This window comes from Kitasatospora sp. NPDC057198 (assembly GCF_042670125.1).
Lineage (GTDB): Bacteria > Actinomycetota > Actinomycetes > Streptomycetales > Streptomycetaceae > Kitasatospora.
On the sequence record NZ_JBHUWH010000166.1, the window covers coordinates 1 to 15,079 of the forward strand.

Annotated in this window: 13 protein-coding genes; 5 read left to right on the forward strand and 8 right to left on the reverse strand. The window is 74.7% G+C overall.

The genetic code is table 11. The features are described from left to right. Nucleotides 1–555: helix-turn-helix domain-containing protein (locus ACFUEL_RS19600; protein WP_380237628.1), on the reverse strand; the 555-nt coding region annotated here is incomplete at its 3' end. A 190-nt stretch (nt 556–745) separates the two neighbouring features. Next, entirely contained in the window at nt 746–1,222 is a 477-nt protein-coding gene (locus ACFUEL_RS19605; RefSeq protein ID WP_380237629.1) for a hypothetical protein, read from the reverse strand. 204 nt (nt 1,223–1,426) lie between these two features. On the opposite strand from ACFUEL_RS19605, the gene ACFUEL_RS19610 reads away from it, so the two are divergent. Next, nucleotides 1,427–1,975, forward strand: a complete 549-nt coding sequence (locus ACFUEL_RS19610) for a hypothetical protein (RefSeq protein ID WP_380237630.1) — start codon at nt 1,427–1,429, stop codon at nt 1,973–1,975. A gap of 361 nt (nt 1,976–2,336) precedes the next feature. Here the strand turns inward: ACFUEL_RS19610 and ACFUEL_RS19615 are convergent, their stop codons facing one another. Continuing rightward, nucleotides 2,337–2,687 carry a 5-carboxymethyl-2-hydroxymuconate Delta-isomerase gene (locus ACFUEL_RS19615; protein WP_380237631.1) on the reverse strand — a complete coding sequence of 117 codons (351 nt, stop codon included), beginning with the start codon at nt 2,685–2,687 and terminating at the stop codon, nt 2,337–2,339. A gap of 110 nt (nt 2,688–2,797) precedes the next feature. Between ACFUEL_RS19615 and ACFUEL_RS19620 the strand changes: the two genes are divergently transcribed. The 3 genes from ACFUEL_RS19620 (at nt 2,798) to ACFUEL_RS19630 (ending at nt 7,680) form a co-directional block, all read left to right on the forward strand. After that, on the forward strand, nt 2,798–3,859 hold the full coding sequence (locus ACFUEL_RS19620) for a hypothetical protein (RefSeq protein ID WP_380237632.1): 1,062 nt from the start codon (nt 2,798–2,800) through the stop codon (nt 3,857–3,859). Nucleotides 3,860–4,148: 289 nt separating this feature from the next. After that, nucleotides 4,149–4,973, forward strand: a complete 825-nt coding sequence (locus tag ACFUEL_RS19625) for an ABC transporter ATP-binding protein (protein WP_380237640.1) — start codon at nt 4,149–4,151, stop codon at nt 4,971–4,973. 91 nt (nt 4,974–5,064) lie between these two features. After that, entirely contained in the window at nt 5,065–7,680 is a 2,616-nt protein-coding gene (locus tag ACFUEL_RS19630) for an FtsX-like permease family protein (protein ID WP_380237633.1), read from the forward strand. A 99-nt stretch (nt 7,681–7,779) separates the two neighbouring features. Here the strand turns inward: ACFUEL_RS19630 and ACFUEL_RS19635 are convergent, their stop codons facing one another. Then, entirely contained in the window at nt 7,780–8,226 is a 447-nt protein-coding gene (locus ACFUEL_RS19635) for a hypothetical protein (RefSeq protein ID WP_380237634.1), read from the reverse strand. Nucleotides 8,227–8,548: 322 nt separating this feature from the next. Continuing rightward, the gene (locus ACFUEL_RS19640; protein ID WP_380237635.1) at nt 8,549–9,511 is read right to left on the reverse strand and encodes a helix-turn-helix transcriptional regulator; all 963 of its coding nucleotides are present in this window, start codon (nt 9,509–9,511) and stop codon (nt 8,549–8,551) included. Nucleotides 9,512–9,643: 132 nt separating this feature from the next. Here ACFUEL_RS19640 and ACFUEL_RS19645 point away from each other — a divergent pair, with 132 nt between their 5' ends. Continuing rightward, entirely contained in the window at nt 9,644–10,960 is a 1,317-nt protein-coding gene (locus tag ACFUEL_RS19645) for an FAD-binding oxidoreductase (protein WP_380237636.1), read from the forward strand. Between the two features lie 357 nt (nt 10,961–11,317). On the opposite strand, the gene ACFUEL_RS19650 is transcribed toward ACFUEL_RS19645, so the two are convergent. The 3 genes from ACFUEL_RS19650 to ACFUEL_RS19660 all read right to left on the reverse strand — a co-directional run bounded on the left by ACFUEL_RS19650 (nt 11,318) and on the right by ACFUEL_RS19660 (nt 14,943). Continuing rightward, nucleotides 11,318–12,808 (reverse strand): oxygenase MpaB family protein, encoded by a 1,491-nt coding sequence (locus tag ACFUEL_RS19650; protein ID WP_380237637.1) that lies wholly within the window; start codon nt 12,806–12,808, stop codon nt 11,318–11,320. A gap of 238 nt (nt 12,809–13,046) precedes the next feature. Continuing rightward, entirely contained in the window at nt 13,047–13,841 is a 795-nt protein-coding gene (locus ACFUEL_RS19655; RefSeq protein WP_380237638.1) for a DUF4253 domain-containing protein, read from the reverse strand. A 262-nt stretch (nt 13,842–14,103) separates the two neighbouring features. Next, nucleotides 14,104–14,943: a GNAT family N-acetyltransferase gene (locus ACFUEL_RS19660; RefSeq protein WP_380237639.1), complete on the reverse strand. Its 840-nt coding sequence runs from the start codon at nt 14,941–14,943 to the stop codon at nt 14,104–14,106. Nucleotides 14,944–15,079 lie beyond the last annotated feature (136 nt).

Here is a 15,079-nt window from a genome sequence, read left to right on the forward strand (position 1 = left end):
GGGTCCGGGAGCGGGTCCGGCTGCGGGCGCAGGTGTGGGAGCGGGTCCGGCTGCGGGCGCGGGCGGGCGGCAGAAGCCGCCCAGGTGCATCGGGCTGCCCTGGGCGCGGTACACCGACGGCTGCCCGCACTGCACGCACGGCGCGGCGGCGGCCATCACCAGCGAACCGTCCGGGTGCTGATCGAGCAGCACCGCCTGCCCCTGCCCCTGCCCCTGCTCCGGCCCCGCTGCCCGCACCGCCACGACCTCGGGCTCCGGCTCCACCGCGGCCCCGGGCTCCGGCTCCTCTTCCTGCTCCGCCTCCGGCTCGAGCTGGGCGGCGATGCCTTCGAGCAGGCGGGCGTACGCGGCGCGGCCCTCGCCCTGGGGGTCGCGGCGGCCCTGCTCCCAGGCGGTGAGGGTGCTGGTGCTGATGCCGAGTGCCTGCGCGGTCTCGGTCTTGCCCAGCCCGTACCGCACGCGCAGGCGTTCGCGCTCGGCGGGTTCGGGCAGCGGGACGGCCCGCCGGGGGCCGGACCCGAGCAGGGCGCCGATGGCGTCCGGGGTGCCGGTCACCTCACGCCTCCTTCGCCCGCGGAACGCCGGCCGAACCGGTTCCGCTCCCGTGCCGCACTGCCGGGCGGGGGCCACACATCGTGCCGCTGCACCTCTTCTTGCATCCTGCCGAACGGTCGAACTCCCGCTCAACATAGACACGCTCCGAGCAGCGGCACAAGCAACCCCGCCCCCGAGCCGCCGCTCCCGGCTATCCGCCGACCCTGGCGACCCAGACCGGGAACCACCGCGGTTCCGGCTCGCTCCGTTCCGCCTCGTCGTCGGCCTCCCGGAGTTCCGCCCAGGGCACGACCCCCGGGTCCTCGTCGGCCAGGTACGCCTCGACGATCCGCTCCAGTTTCTCCGTCGGGTAGTACGCGCCGCCGAAGGGCAGCCGGTCCGGGCCCACCGAGCCGGTGGAGCAGCGCAGTTGACCGGCCTGCTCGTCGTGCCAGACGTAGAAGGTGGCCGGCCCGTCGTAGGGCATCTCCGCGATGCGCCGCCGGATCCCGTCCGCGGTGCCGCGGAACGCCGCGACCACCTCGGCGACCGACGGGGCGGGCCCGTCGTCCGGGCCGATCCACCAGGTGTTGGTCTCCCACTCCTCCGGCGGGTGGCCGGGGTTGAGCACGAGCGGTTCGTCCGCCACTTCGGCGATCCAGGTCAGCAGCACCCCGCGAGCATGCACCGCCCACCATCCGTCCGCACCCCGTTTTCCCGGACCGGTCGCTCGGCTGTTCACCGGGTGAAACCCTCGGCGCACTCGTGACACTTCAACGCCAGATCGTGACTCTGAGTACACGAAGCGGCCGCCCGAGTGACGGAACGTCATGAAAGACGGGCGCCCGCGTACCCGGCCCGCCCGGGTCTCGTTGGGTGGGACATGGAAAAGATGATCACTCGCGCCTCGGTCGGGCTGCTGCTCCTGACCGTCACCGCGAGCCCCGCGAACGCGGCCGGCGCCCAGCGCTCCGGCGCCCACCTGGTACGCGGGCAGGGCGTCGCAGCCTGCCCGGCCGACGCGTTCTGCCTCTACGAGCACGAGAACTACAACGAGCAGGAGCACGGCCGGATCTGGGTCTTCGAGCAGGAGAAGCGCGGCGCCACCACCCCTCGACTGGACCTGACCCGCACCGGGGTGCTCGGCTTCGGACGCTCGGCGGTGGCCAACGACAAGGACTTCGTTACCGTCCGGCTGTCACCGAACGCCTGCTCCACGGTGCACAATCCGGCCCGCGACTGGGAGTACCTGATCTTCCTCCCGGACAGCGGATACCCGGAACGCACCGCCCGCGTACCCGACCTGAGCCGGGCGAAGGGCATCCACCACACCGCGCGGGAGGTGGACGAACAGGGCCGCCAGGTGATCTCCGGACGCACCCTCGACCTGGACAACCGGGCCCGCTGCCTGCTCTTCGACGAGTCCACCCCCGGTCTGTGACGTTCCTCCCGGAACGCCCGGCCCGTGTGGCCAGCCCGTGTGGCCAGCCCGTGAAGCCCGTTCGTGAAGCCCGCTCGTGAAGCCCGCTCGTGAAGCCCGCTCGTAGCGTCCCGGCCGTGACGCCCCCTCAACGGTTCCCGGCCTGACCCCGCAGGCCCCTCTCCCCGTCCCACCTCCCCGCCCGGCCCCCGCCACCGCCGCCCAGCGGGTGCCGTTCCCCTCCCCGACCGTCCCCCCGCCGCTGCCTCTTCCCGGGAGGAAGGGGAAAAGATCCTTCCTGGCGGGAGAGAGGCGGATCAGCGGTCGGACGTTCGGCCGCCGCAGGGGCCCGGCGCCCCGACCGGAGCACCGGGCCCGCCCGTCACCGGCCGGGGTGGTGGACGAACACGTAGCTCTCCCGGTCCAGTTCGGTGATCTCCACGCCGAACGCAGCCGGCACCAGGACGTACCCGCGCAGCAGGTCGGTGACCCGGGCCGAGAGCGTTCCCCTGGCCTCGGCGCTGCGGCCGGCCAGGAGCTTGATCTCCACCAGCACCACGGCCTCCGTCGAGGTGCCGTCACCGACCAGGTGCCGTGCGGCCGGGCGCACCAGCGTCTTGCAGTCGCCCACCCGGGCGTCGATGACCTCGGGGATCAGTTGGTGCACCTCCTTCGCGAAGCCCAGCGCGTCGAATTCCAGGCCCGGCGAGTGGTCGATCAGGATCTGCGGCACCGCGGTCGTCCTCCCCGGATCGCCGGCTCCACCGGGGCCTTCCCGGATCGCCGTGTCCGTGATCCAGAACATAGTCCCGCGACGACACTCCCGGCGGGCATACTGACGCAATGCCCGACCGCCGCCCGCCCGATGCCATCGAGCCCCCGGACCCGTTCGAAGGTCTGGTCCTGGACGAGGACTTCGTCCGCGCCGCCACCGTGAACGAGCCGTCCGCCCGGGCCCGGATGCTCGCCGAACGCTGGCGTCGTGAGCCCCCGGTCGACCCGGGCGGCCGCCGCTGGTCCGTGGACGGTCCGGCCGGCTCCCGCCGGAGCCGCTCCGGGCGGACCGGGCGGACCTGGCGTTTCCTCCGTCTCCGTCGGCCGCACCGCCGGAACGGCGAACCGCTCGGCCCCCGGTTCCGCATGCTCAGCCGGGGCGAGCGCTGGACGGCCGTGCTCGGCACGCTGATCGTCCTGCTGGTGGTCGGCGGGCTGCTGTTCGGCCCGAACCGGGCGCACACCCCGCAGATCGCCGCCTCCGACGCCCGGCCGGGAAGCCCCCGGCCCGCCGCCGACCGGGCGCTCCCGGGCGGCGGCACGTTCGCCGGAAGCGAGTGCGGGCAGCACGGCTACCACCGTTTCCCGGCCGCCGCCGAATCGGTGCCCACCGGGGAGTCCGCCGGCCCCTGGCTGCGCCTCGCCTCCTACGGGTACCAGAAGACGGGCTCCGACCGACCCGGCGAGCTGGTCTTCGACCTGGAGTTCGGCTCCGGCTCGGACACCGCGCTGGCGCTGGCCGCACCGCTGGGCAGTGCGGGCGTCGCGGTCGAGATCGAGGGGCCCGACGGTGTGGTGGCCGCCGCGTACGGACTGCCCGGCACGGTGCAGGGCGCCGCGCACACCCCCGACGGCCGGGGCTGGCTGGTCACCGGGGACGGCGCCGCCGCCCACGTGGTGCTGCCCGCCGCCGCCCTCTGCCCCGGCGTCGACGCGCAGGCCCTGGCCTCGGGTCTGATGCCGGTGACCGACGGCGGGAACACCATCACCGGGCCCGCGCCCTACACCCTCACGGTGTCGGTCGCCGACGCCGAGGTCGCCGAACTGCGCCGCGTCGCGGGCACGGAACTCCACGGCGAGGTCCTGGCGGCCACCAACCAGCTGCCGAAGCCGACCGCGAAGCCGGTCTGACCCGCGGGAAGGCCCTCCACGGAGCCCCCGGCGGCACGCCTCCGCGGCACACCTGCGCGGCACGGCTGCGCGGCACGCCTCCGCAGCACGGCTGCGCGGAGCGCCGGAAGGGACGCCCGGGAAGCGCCTGCGACGGGCGCCGCCGGGGGTTGTCCGCCCGACGGGGGTGGGGGTACCCCCACCCCGAAGCCACCTGCCGCCTTCATGGTGGGTGACCTGCGAGTTTCCTAGCGTGGACAGTGTCCCGGAGCAAGACCGCCGGGGCGCCGTCTCCGAGGAAGGCTCCACCATGCCGCCCCGCCTGCGCCGCTCCGCCTCCGGCCGGCCCGCACCGTCCGCCGCCCCCGGGCCCGCCCGGCCCGCCACCGGGCAGCCCGCCGTGGAGTTGCGCGCGGTGCACCGCAGCTACGGGCGCGGCGCGAACGCGGTGCGCGCGCTCGACGGCGTCGACCTGGTGCTCGAAACGGGCACCTTCACGGCCGTGATGGGGCCGTCCGGCTCCGGCAAGAGCACCTTCCTGCAGTGCGCGGCGGGCCTGGACCGGCCGGACGCGGGCCAGGTGCTCCTGGCCGGCCAGGAGATCAGCTCGCTGAACGAGGACCGGCTGACCAAGCTGCGGCGCACCCGGATCGGTTTCGTCTTCCAGTCCTTCAACCTGCTGCCGTCCCTGACGGTCCTCCAGAACGTGCTGCTGCCGCAACGCCTGGCCGGTCTGCGGCAGGACCGCGCCCGGGCCCAGGAACTGCTGTCCCGGGTCGGGCTGGGCCAGCACGCCTCGCGCCGCCCCGGGCAGCTCTCCGGCGGACAGCAGCAGCGCGTCGCGCTGGCCCGCGCCCTGGTCACCGGCCCGGACGTGATCTTCGCGGACGAGCCGACCGGCGCACTCGACACCCGCAGCGCCCACGAGGTCCTCGGCCTCCTGCGGGACGCGGTGGACGGCCTGGGCGCGACGGTCGTGATGGTCACGCACGATCCGGTCGCCGCCTCCTTCGCCGACCGAGCGGTCTTCCTGGCCGACGGCACCCTCGCCGGTGAGATCCGCCATCCCGACCCGCGCTCCGTCGCCGACCGGATGCTCGCCCTCTCCGCCACCCCCGTGACGGCCGCCGCGTGACCAGCCGCCCCGTGCCCCTCACCGCCCGCCCGGCCGCCACCTGCCCGGCCGCCGCCTGCCCGGCCGCCACCCGCACCTCGGAGCCGACCGCATGAGCAACGGACTGGCCCGCGCCGCCGTACGCTTCCGCCCCGCGTCCTTCGCGGGCACGTTCCTCGCCCTGCTGTTCGCCTCGGCCGTCGTGACGGCCTGCGGCGTGCTGCTGCAGACCGGCCTGACGGCGAGCGTCCCTCCTTCGAGGTACGCCGACGCACCGATCGTGGTCGCGGCGGACCAGCAGGTGAGGTCGACCGTCAAGAACGGCGAGGACACCGAGACGGTCACCCAGTCCCTGCCCGAACGGGCCCGGCTGGACGCTGGACTGACCGCCACCGTGGCCTCCCTGCCGGGCGTCGGCCGGGCCCTGCCGGACTCCGCGTTCCCCGTCTCGGCCACCGGCACCGGCCACCCCGCCCCCTCCGGGCCGTCCGGCCCGTCCGGCCCGTCCGGCCCGTCCGACGGGAACGGGCGGTCCGACCGCCCCGGAACACCCGACGCGTCCGGGTTCACCGGCCGGGGCTGGAGCGCCCTGGGCATCGCCCCGGACGAGCGGCTGGCCGAGGGCCGGGCGCCCGCCGACGGCGAACTGGTGCTGGACACCGCCAGCGCCCGCGCCGCGCACCTCGCCCCCGGTGACACCCTCGCCCTCGACACCCCTGCGGGCAGTGCCGCGTACCGGATCTCCGGCCTGGCCGAGGCGCGGCCCGGTTCGGCCACGGTCTGGTTCTCCGACTCCACCGCCGACCGGATCTCCGGGCACCCGGGCCGGATCGACGCGATCGCGGTGCGGCCCGCCCCGGGCACCGACCCGCGGGCCCTCGCCGCCGAACTGCGCCACTCGCTGGACGAGCGGGCCCAGGTCTCGACGGACCACCGGCGCGGCGCGGTGGAACAGCCCGCGCTGTACGGGGCCAAGGAGATGCTGACGGGGATCGGCGGGTCCTTCGGCGGGGTCGCGGCCATGACGGCGGTGTTCGTGGTGGCCGGGACGATCGCCCTGGCCACCGGCCAGCGGGCCCGCGAGTTCGCGCTGCTGCGCACCATCGGGGCGACGCCCCGCCAGATCCGCCGGTCGATCGCCGCGGAGGCGGCGCTGGTGGCCCCGGTGGCCGCGGCGATCGGTGTGCTGCCCGGTCTGGCGCTGGCCCGCTGGTGGTTCGGCGAGCTGGTCTCGCGCGGTGCGGTGCCCACCGACGTGGTGCTCGGGGTCGGCCCGCTGCCGGCGCTGGCCGCCGTCGGGGCGTGCACGGTGACGGCGCTGACGGCCGGGTGGTTCGCGGCCCGGCGCAGCGCCCGGATGCGGCCTTCCCAGGCGCTCGGCGAGGCAGTGGCGGGGCCGGGGCGCCCCGGGGTGGTCCGGACGGTGACGGGCGCGGTGTTCACGGCGGGTGCGGTGGTCTTCGCGGTCGTCGCGGCCAACCTGACGGGGGAGGCGGCGGCGAACACGGCGCTGGGCGTGGTGCTGTGCTTCCTGGTGGCGGTGGCGCTGCTCGGCCCGTGGCTGGTGCGCGGTGCGGTGGGCCTGTTCGGCGTGCTGCTGCGGGCGGGCGGGGCGCCGGCTTCGCTGGCCGCGGACAACGCACGGGCCTCGTCCCGGCGGTTGGCTTCGGCGACCGTGCCGATCGTGATGGTGACGGCGTTCTGCGGCACGCTGGTGTTCCTCCAGTCGAGTCTCCAGCACACCGCGGCCGAGCACGTCCGCCAGGGGCTGACGGCCGACCAGGTGGTGACCGCGCGGCCCGGCCTTCCGGGTCTGCCCGCGGGCACGGTGGAGCGGGCCGGGCAGGTTCCCGGTGTGGCCGCGGCGGTCGCCCTGCAGCCGACCGGGCTGGTGTACCAGCAGTCCGGCGACGTGCTGGGCACGGCCACCGCGCTGGGCGTGGACGGTGACCCGGCGGCCCTGCCGTCGGTGCTGGACCTGGGCGTCACGTCCGGTTCGCTGGCCGGCCTCTCCGGTTCCGCGGACACGATCGCGCTGGACGCCACGCTCGCCGACAGCCTCGGCGTGCGGGTCGGCGAGCGGGCTCCGCTCTGGCTCGGCGACGGCACCAGGGTCGAGCCGACGGTGGTCGCCACCTACAGCCGGGGCCTCGGTCTCGGCGAGGCGCTGCTGCCGGGTGCCACCGCCGCCGCGCACAGCACCTCCCCCTATCCGACCCGGCTGTTGGTGGCGCAGGCCCCGGGGACGGACCGGGCCGCCACCGCCGAGGCCCTGGCCGGGCTCGCCCCCGGCGGGCTGTCGGTGACGGACCGCCGGGGCTACGCGGCGCAGGCGGACCGGCAGCGTGATCTGAGCGGTTGGGCGAACAACGTGATGGCCGCCGTGCTGGCCGGCTTCGCGGCGCTGAGTGCCGCCAACACCCTGGTGATGACGGTGCTGGACCGCCGCCGCGAGATCTCCCTGCTGCGGCTGGCGGGCACCACCCGCCGCCAGGTCCGCGCGATGCTCCGCTGGGAGGCCCTGCTGATCGCCGTGATCGGCCTGGCCACCGGCGCCGCCATCGCCTGGACCACCCTCACCCCGATCACCCGCGCCCTCACCTCCTCCTCCCCGCACGTCCCCCTCGGCACGGCCCTCCCGCTCGCCGCCGGAACGGCCCTGCTCTGCCTGGCCGCCACCGCCCTCCCGGGCCGCGCCCTGCTCCGCTCCCGGCCCGCCACCCGCTGACGGGCCCGGTCCCGCCCGAGCCGCGGGCCGTCCTCCCCCTCCCGGGGAGGGCGGCCCGCCGGGCGTCGGCGCACCGCTGTCCGGGCCGTCCCGCCGGGTTCAGAGCACGATCGGCCGGTAACTCAGCAGCTCCGCCACCATTTCCTCCGGTGTCGCCCCGTCCCGCCCGTGGAACAGCACGTCGACGGCTCTCGGGTGCGCCACGTTGACGGTCAGCACCCGCAGGTACCACTCGCTCTCCGGCTCCGCGGCCAGCGCCCGCCGCACGAGTTCGGCCAGTTCCCCCACCGTGACCCCGTCCACCTTCGGACGCGCCGGACGGGCGAGTTCCAGGGCGAACTCCTCGAGGCTCCGGCTGCCGTAGTAGGCGAGGAAGTCGTACGGCGCGCGGTCGTGCCCCGTCCTGGCGTTGAACGCCCGGACGGCGGCCGCGGCACCCGGGGCCCCGGCCCGCACCAGTTCCCCGACCCGCTCGATCTCCCGTTCCAGCTCCGCCCGTTGCCGCTCCGTCACCACGGGAGGCAGCAGTTCCGCGCGCAGTTCCACCCGTCTCTCCCCGTCTCTCCCGCTCTCGCTCGCGAATCCCGTCCAGCCTCCCACCCCCCTCCGACGGCCACCCCCTCCCCGGCCCCGGAGCTAGAGCGGGGCTGACGCCCCACGACCGCCTCCGACGAACGGTTTCGACGGATCGGCACGACCGGACAGGCGTGTCGGATATGAACTCTGGGGAACGCGCGTGGAGTTCTGGTCGAGCGCCTCCGATCGGCTCCGCCGACGACTCGAGTACACGTGGAGCGGGGGGCGGAGGGGCAGCGGTGCGTCCGCAGACTTCGGCCGTGTCGACGGGAGCACTCCCCCGGTGTCCCGGTCAGGGTGTCGGCGGCGCGTAGTGGCGGGCGAGATCGGTGGCGAGGTCGCGGAGGCGGTCCCTGGCTTCGGCGGGGCCGTGCACGGTGACGGCGCTCCCGAACGGCAGCAGTGCCCGCACGTCCTCCAGGTGCAGGAAGCGGATCGTCACCCTGTGGCCGTCGAAGGTGTCGTCGTGGTCTCCCAGGACGAGTCGTCGGCCGAAGATCCGTTGCGCCCGCCCGATCTGGTGCCGGTCGATGGTGGCGCTGACCTCCACCGAGTGGTCGTGCTCCCACTGGTCCATGAGCGTTGCCGTGACGGTGGCCAGGGTCTGGCCCGTGCGCAGCCGTCGTGGCCGGTCGACCTCGTTCCAGGTCGTGATCCGTTCCAGTCGGTACATCCGCGGCACTCGGGCACAGTCGGCGATGAGGTACCAGGCGCCGGCCTTGGCGAACAGGCCGTAGGGATCGACGACCAGGTCGCGCGGGGAGGGTGAGCGTGCGCTGTCGTACCCGATCCGCAGCCGGCTGCCCCGCCGCACCGCGCCGATCAGCGAAGCCGGGGCCGTGCCGGATGCCTGTCCCTGGCGCCAGGGACGGCTGTCCACGTGTACCACCTCGGTGAGCGGCAGGAGTTCATGAACCCGGCGTGTCTGTGCGGCGGCGATCTTGGAGAGCGCGCGGCGGCTCCCGGCCGAGGCGTCGAGCTCCGCGCGCTGCTTGTCGTCCAGCCCGGTGAGCAGCAGGTGGTCACGCTCGTCCGGGGTGAGTCGCGCGAGGTCGAGTCCGGTCCCGGGCACCATGGTCACCCCTCCGAAGCGGCCCCGGTGTGCGATCACCGGCAGGCCGGCGTCACGGAGCCAGTTGAGGTCCCGGGTGATGGTGCGCAGCGACACCCCGAGCGCGGAGGCGAGTTCCTGCGTGGTGGCGCCCTGTCTCGATTCGAGGAGCAGCATCAGGTTGAAGAAGCGGTCCGGGGTCACATCCTCGATCTTCACAGGAATTGCGACAGGATGCGGCGCATATTCCGGCCAGGCTGGTGGTTGGGCGACGACGACCTGTCCGTCCGCCGAGCGGGTGCTCCCACGCGCCCCCGATCCGAAAAGGTGCTCGCGATGAGTGACCGCACGACCGACGCCGAATCGCCGGTGCTGCACCACCCGGGCTCTGCCGAGTACGACGGGCACCGGGCCGGCTTCCAACTGCGGGAGCAGCACCGGCCGGCCCTCGTGGTGGCGGCGCGGGGCGTCGGTGACGTGGTGGCGGCCGTCCGGTACGCCGCGGACGCCCGTATGCCGATCGCGGTTCAGGCCACCGGACACGCACTCGCCGGACCGCTGGCCGGCAGAGGCGTGTTGGTGTCGACGCGGGGGATGGACAGCGTCGACGTCGACCCGGACGCCGGCACCGCACGGGTGGGCGCCGGAGCGCGGTGGCGCGACGTGATCGACGCCGCCGCACGCTACGGCCTGGCGCCGCTGTCCGGGAGCCTGCCCGGTGTCGGCGCCGTGTCCTACACGCTCGGTGGCGGCATCGGGCTGATGGCCCGTCGCTACGGCTTCGCCGCCGACCACGTCACGCGCTTGCAGCTGGTCACCGCCGACGGCTCCCTGTTGACGGTCTCGGAACATGAGGAGGCGGAGCTGTTCTGGGCGCTCCGCGGCGGTGGCGGGAACTTCGGCATCGTGACCGAGTTGGAGATCGCTCTGGTGCCGGTCGCCGAACTGGTCGGCGGCGCTCTGATGTTCGACCTGCGCAAGACGCCCGACGTGGTCCCCGCCTGGTTGCGCTGGACGGCGACCCTGCCCCCGGAGATGACCTCGGCGTTGACGGCGCTCGGCTTCCCCGGTCAGCACCTGGCCCACGTCCAGATCGCCTACCTCGGCTCGCCTGCGGAGGCCGACGAACTCGTGACCCCGCTGCGGGCGTTGGAACCCGTGCACGACAGCCTCCAAAAGATCCCTTACCAGCAGTCGCACACCGTGTTCGGTGAGCCGGACCAGCCGTACGCCTATCTCGGCGACAACGTCCTGCTGCGGGCGATCGACGAGGAGCGCCTCCGCGACGCCGTTGCCGTCTCGGCGCCGGACCAGCCGCTTCCCTCCGTCCTCACGGTTCGCCACCTCGGAGGGGCGCTGTCGGCTCCGCCCGAGGTGCCGAACGCGGTCAGCCACCGCGAGGCGAAGTACCTGCTGTGTGCGGTCACCCCGACGGCCGGGCCGAACGCGGAGCGGGCGCGGGCGCTGCACGGCGATCTGTTCGCCGACTGGTCCGCGGACGCCGTGGGCAGCTCGCCGAACTTCACTTTCGGACGCCCCGACCGACGTACCGCCGCGGAACGGTTCGACGCCGCGCACCGTGACCGACTGCTGCGGCTGGCGCGCAGGCACGACCCGGCCGGACTGCTGCACCCCAGCTTCGTCATCGCCTGACCACCTCCTACGAAAGGCCGGCCCACGGGCCCGGTCCACGCTCGGACCGGCAAGCACCGGTGCTGGTTCGCCGGCCCGATCGCCTTCCAGTCGGTCAGCGTCGCCGCCACCTCGTACCTGCCGGCGATCAGTGCGGACCTGATCGACAACGGTCTGTTGCACTACGTACTCGCGGAACTGCATCGGGCCGTACATCCGGATCCGCTCGGCCTTTCGCTGGTGGTGCGGGTTGTCCTTGCGCTCCTGGTAGACCTCGGCGAGCCGGGCCTTCGCCTTGTCCTGGGGTGGTGGACCCGGACTCCTCTGTCCGGCGTCCGGCCGCGCTGCCGGCAGTGGTCGGGCCCCGGGGTCGGGCCGTCATGGTCGGCCGAGCAGTTGGGTACCGGCGGTGCTCTCCGTCCGGGCGGTGAAGAACTCGGTGAACCCCTTCACGAACTCCTCCTCGGTGATCTGTCCGTCCCCGTCGGTGTCCAGTTGGCGGAAGCCGTGGGTCAGTTCGGCCGGGTGGACGCGGGAGCCGCCGAACAGGGCGCGGTACTCCTCGGCGTCCAGCAGGCCGCTGTGGTCGAGGTCGGCGGCGTGGAACATGGCGCGGACCGCGATGTGCAGGCCGCGGTCGAGGTAGGCCGGGTCGCGGTCGACGCCGGCGAGCATCGCGGTGACGAACTCCTCGCAGGAGATCCCCCCGTCCCCGTCGGCGTCCGTGGTGGTCAGCAGGTGGCGCCACCAGGTGTCGAAGGCCGCGTACACGGCGGATTCCCCGGCCTGGTCCAGTTCCAGCGGCCAGCAGACGTTGTGCGCCATCGCCTCGAAGTCGGCGGAGGTGAGCCGTCCGTCCCCGGTCTGGTCCATCACCTGGCGGTAGAAGGCGGCGATCCGCGCCGGCCGGTTGTCCCGGCGTGGTCGTGACGCGCGGACCTGTCGTGGCGCGCGGACCTGTCCTGGTGCGCCGGTCTGCCGCGGCCGGGCCCGGTCACCGTTGGGCAGCGTGCGGTAGCGCAACCGGTCGGGCAGTTGCAGCGCCACCGTCCGGGCCCCGCGGTGGACGACCCGGGAGAGCACTGCCGCTCCCCGGCTGCGCGGCAGGCCGAACTTGGCGCGGAACTCCGGTGGCAGGTCGGCCAGCGTGAGCGCGGTCAGGAAGCGGGCGACGAGTCTGCGCAGCAGCGGCCAGGCGGAGCGCAGTCGGCCGAGGCGGCGCGGGGCGGGTGCGCGGGTCAGGACGGTGTACAGCATGTCCTGGGCGGCTTCGGTGAGTTCCAGGGTGTCCCGGATGGTGGCGCGGATGTATCCGGGGACGTCGGCGGCGGTGGGCGGGAACAGTTCGTCGGGCAGTTCGAAGGCAGTGCAGACCTCGCGGAACTCCCGGTAGAGCCTGTCCAGTTGGGCGGGGCGCAGCGGGCGGCCGGAGAGTGCCCGCAGGGCGGTCATCGCCTCGTACAGGGTCACCAGCACCCAGACCCGGACGGCGGGGTCGAGCGCGGTGTAGGGGCGGCCCCGGTCGTCGGTGCCGGCGATCCGGCGGTGGCTCCGTTCGAGTCGTTGGATCTCCCGGCGCAGTGCCTCCTGGTCGGACTGGTCGGAGAAGAACAGGCGGCGGCCGCTGTCCATGGTGTGTTCGATCCGCCGCCACGGGTGGTTGCGGTAGGTGGACAACTGGCTGACCCCCGCGGCGACCGCCGGGTGCGCGTTCTGCAGGACCAGCAGTCGCCAGGCGACCAGCGCGATCCGCCGCTCGCCCAGGGTGCGGCGCAGCATCGAGTCCGTTCCGGCCCGCGCAGCGGCCGCCCCGCTCGCGCCGCCGGTGCCGTCGGCACTGCCGGTGTTCGTCCTGGTCGTCTCCGCCACGGTTCGCTCCCCCCTGGGCGCTTCGGCCCGATCCGTACTGCTTTCGTCTCGTCGGCAACCCTAGGGTCCGCAGGGGCGGGAACCTTGTCGTACAGAAGTCAAACCACCCCGCGGAGCGAATCTTCGTGCGATTCTTCACTCCTGCGAGCGGAGCGCGATCAAGCGGAGTTGACGCCGGGTCAGGAGCCCTGCGGGAAAGGCCAGGAGGCCGCTGAGCGCGCCGCCCCGCGGGCCGGGGTCAGTCCCACCAGAACGACCAGCGTTCCGCCCCGACCAGTCCGGCGGCGTACTCGGTGAGCGTGCCCGCGCCCTGGAAGACGTTGTCGGGGCAGAACGCGAAGTGCTCGGCGGCGATCCGGAGCGCGCTCCGCGTGTCCTCGGGCGGGGCGGGCACGCTCAACTCCAGTTCCGCGAAACCGGCCTGGACCAGCCGGGTGCCGTAGCGGCGCTCCCAGTCCAGCAGGACGGCGGACACCTTGGCGATGTCGTCCTCGTGGTTGGCCGGGCCGCACCACCCGCAGGCGGTCAGCGACTCGGCCCCGCCGGCGGCGGCGACCAGGCCGATCCGCAGCCGCGCATCGCCCGCGAACAGTTCCCGGGCGAGCGCCCGGGCCGCCCCGTCGGGATCGCCGACGCTCCCGGGGGCGGGCGCGGGGCCGGGCCAGCCGTCGAGGAACGGGGCGACGGCGCGCCCGAGTTCGGAGCTCTCCTCCGGGTCGAGCGGTTCGCCGTCGGAGTCCACGAGCGTGGAGTACTCCCAGCCGGTGCGCAGCAGCGCGGCCGGGTCGTACCAGTCCGGCTCGCTGGCGGAGACGGTGCTCAGCTCCCCCGTCCCCCAGGGCCGGAACTCCTCCTCCCCGGCCCGCAGCGGAGCGAGCAGCAGCGGCCACAGACCGCTGCGCGGGTGCTCCCGGTGCAACTCCTCCCACAATCCGAACGGCGCCGGCCCGTCGCTCAACCAGAGGACGGGAGCCGCGCCCTCCCCGCCCCCTTGGGGGCTGACCAGCCGTCCGGTCAGCAGCAGGTGGGCCACGGCGCCCGGGTCCCCGCCGGGCAGCAGGGGCGCAGATCACGCTCGACATCGGTCATGCGAACACGCTAGCGACCGCCGGTGACGCTCCCCGCCACCTCGGCGTCCACCCGCGCCGCGCCGCACAACCGCCCACCGCCCACCGCCCACCGAACGCCGGGCACCGAAACGCCGACCATCGGGCACCGGGCACCGAAACGCCGACCATCGGGCACCGGGCACCGAAACGCCGACCATCGGGCACCGGGCACCAGCGGCACCGGGGTCAGCCCGCCCCCGCCGCCCCGCGCTGCGCGGCCGCGTCGAGCATCCGGTGCTCGAGGCCGAGCCGCCGGTAGAGCCCGATCGCCGGTCCGTTCCAGGCGTCCACCATCAGCGCCGCGCGCGGTGAGCGTCCGAGGATCGTGCCCAGCACCAGCCTGCAGGCCGCCGCCGCGTGCCCGCGGCCGCGCCCGTGCACGGGGTCGCTGACGACCCCGGCGAGCAGGCCGACGGCCGGGGCGGGCCAGGCGTCGGCGGCGAGGGCGGTCAGCCGTCCCCGCTCGTCCCGGACGCCCGCCCAGGCCCGGACGCCCGGCCGGTGCGGATGGGCGTGCGAGGCCGGGAAGTGGCGGTCGATCAGCTCCGCGGCCTCGTCCAGCTCCCCGGGGGCGAGCCAGTGCGCGACGGGCCCGCCTCGGGCACTGCCCTGGGCGCTGCCCCGTCCGTCCCCCGCGCCGCCGCCGTCCGTTCCGGCCCTCGCCGTCCCGCCGGCTTCGTCGAGCAGCGGCGGGCCAGCCGCGGTGCGCTGCATCCACCCGAAGCGCCCGGACAGTTCGAGGGCGTCGCGGCGGGCGCAGAGTTCGGCGAGCAGCCCGGCCTCGCCGAACGGGCGGTAGCTCGGGCCGACGAGGGCCATCAGCTCGTCCAGCAGCGGCAGCAGGTCCTCGACGGGGCCGCGGACGGCGATCCGGTCACGGCCGGAGAGGTCGGGGGAGGCGACGGCGACGGCACGGCCGCGGGCCCAGGCGCGGGCGCTCCCGGTGAGGCCCCGGGCGGCCCAGAGCAGCACGCTGTCGTCGTCGGTGGCGGCGCGGAGTTGCTCCTCCGTGGTCAGTTCGAGCACGCACCCATTCTGTACCGGCCCCGCCGGGCGCTCCGCCCCGGGGCTCGCCGGGAGCACCCGGGCCCGGCGCCGTCGCACCGTTCCAGGAGCACCTGGAGGCAGCGCTCCAAGCGGTCGGTGGGCACGGGCGTGGGGA

Excerpts from the sequence above, each read along its gene's own strand:
- ACFUEL_RS19610 (WP_380237630.1), top strand. The coding sequence starts at position 1,427 with ATGATCACTCGCGCCTCGGTCGGGCTGCTGCTCCTGACCGTCACCGCG.
- ACFUEL_RS19620 (WP_380237632.1), top strand. The coding sequence starts at position 2,798 with ATGCCCGACCGCCGCCCGCCCGATGCCATCGAGCCCCCGGACCCGTTC.
- ACFUEL_RS19625 (WP_380237640.1), top strand. The coding sequence starts at position 4,149 with ATGCCGCCCCGCCTGCGCCGCTCCGCCTCCGGCCGGCCCGCACCGTCC.
- ACFUEL_RS19630 (WP_380237633.1), top strand. The coding sequence starts at position 5,065 with ATGAGCAACGGACTGGCCCGCGCCGCCGTACGCTTCCGCCCCGCGTCC.
- ACFUEL_RS19645 (WP_380237636.1), top strand. The coding sequence starts at position 9,644 with ATGAGTGACCGCACGACCGACGCCGAATCGCCGGTGCTGCACCACCCG.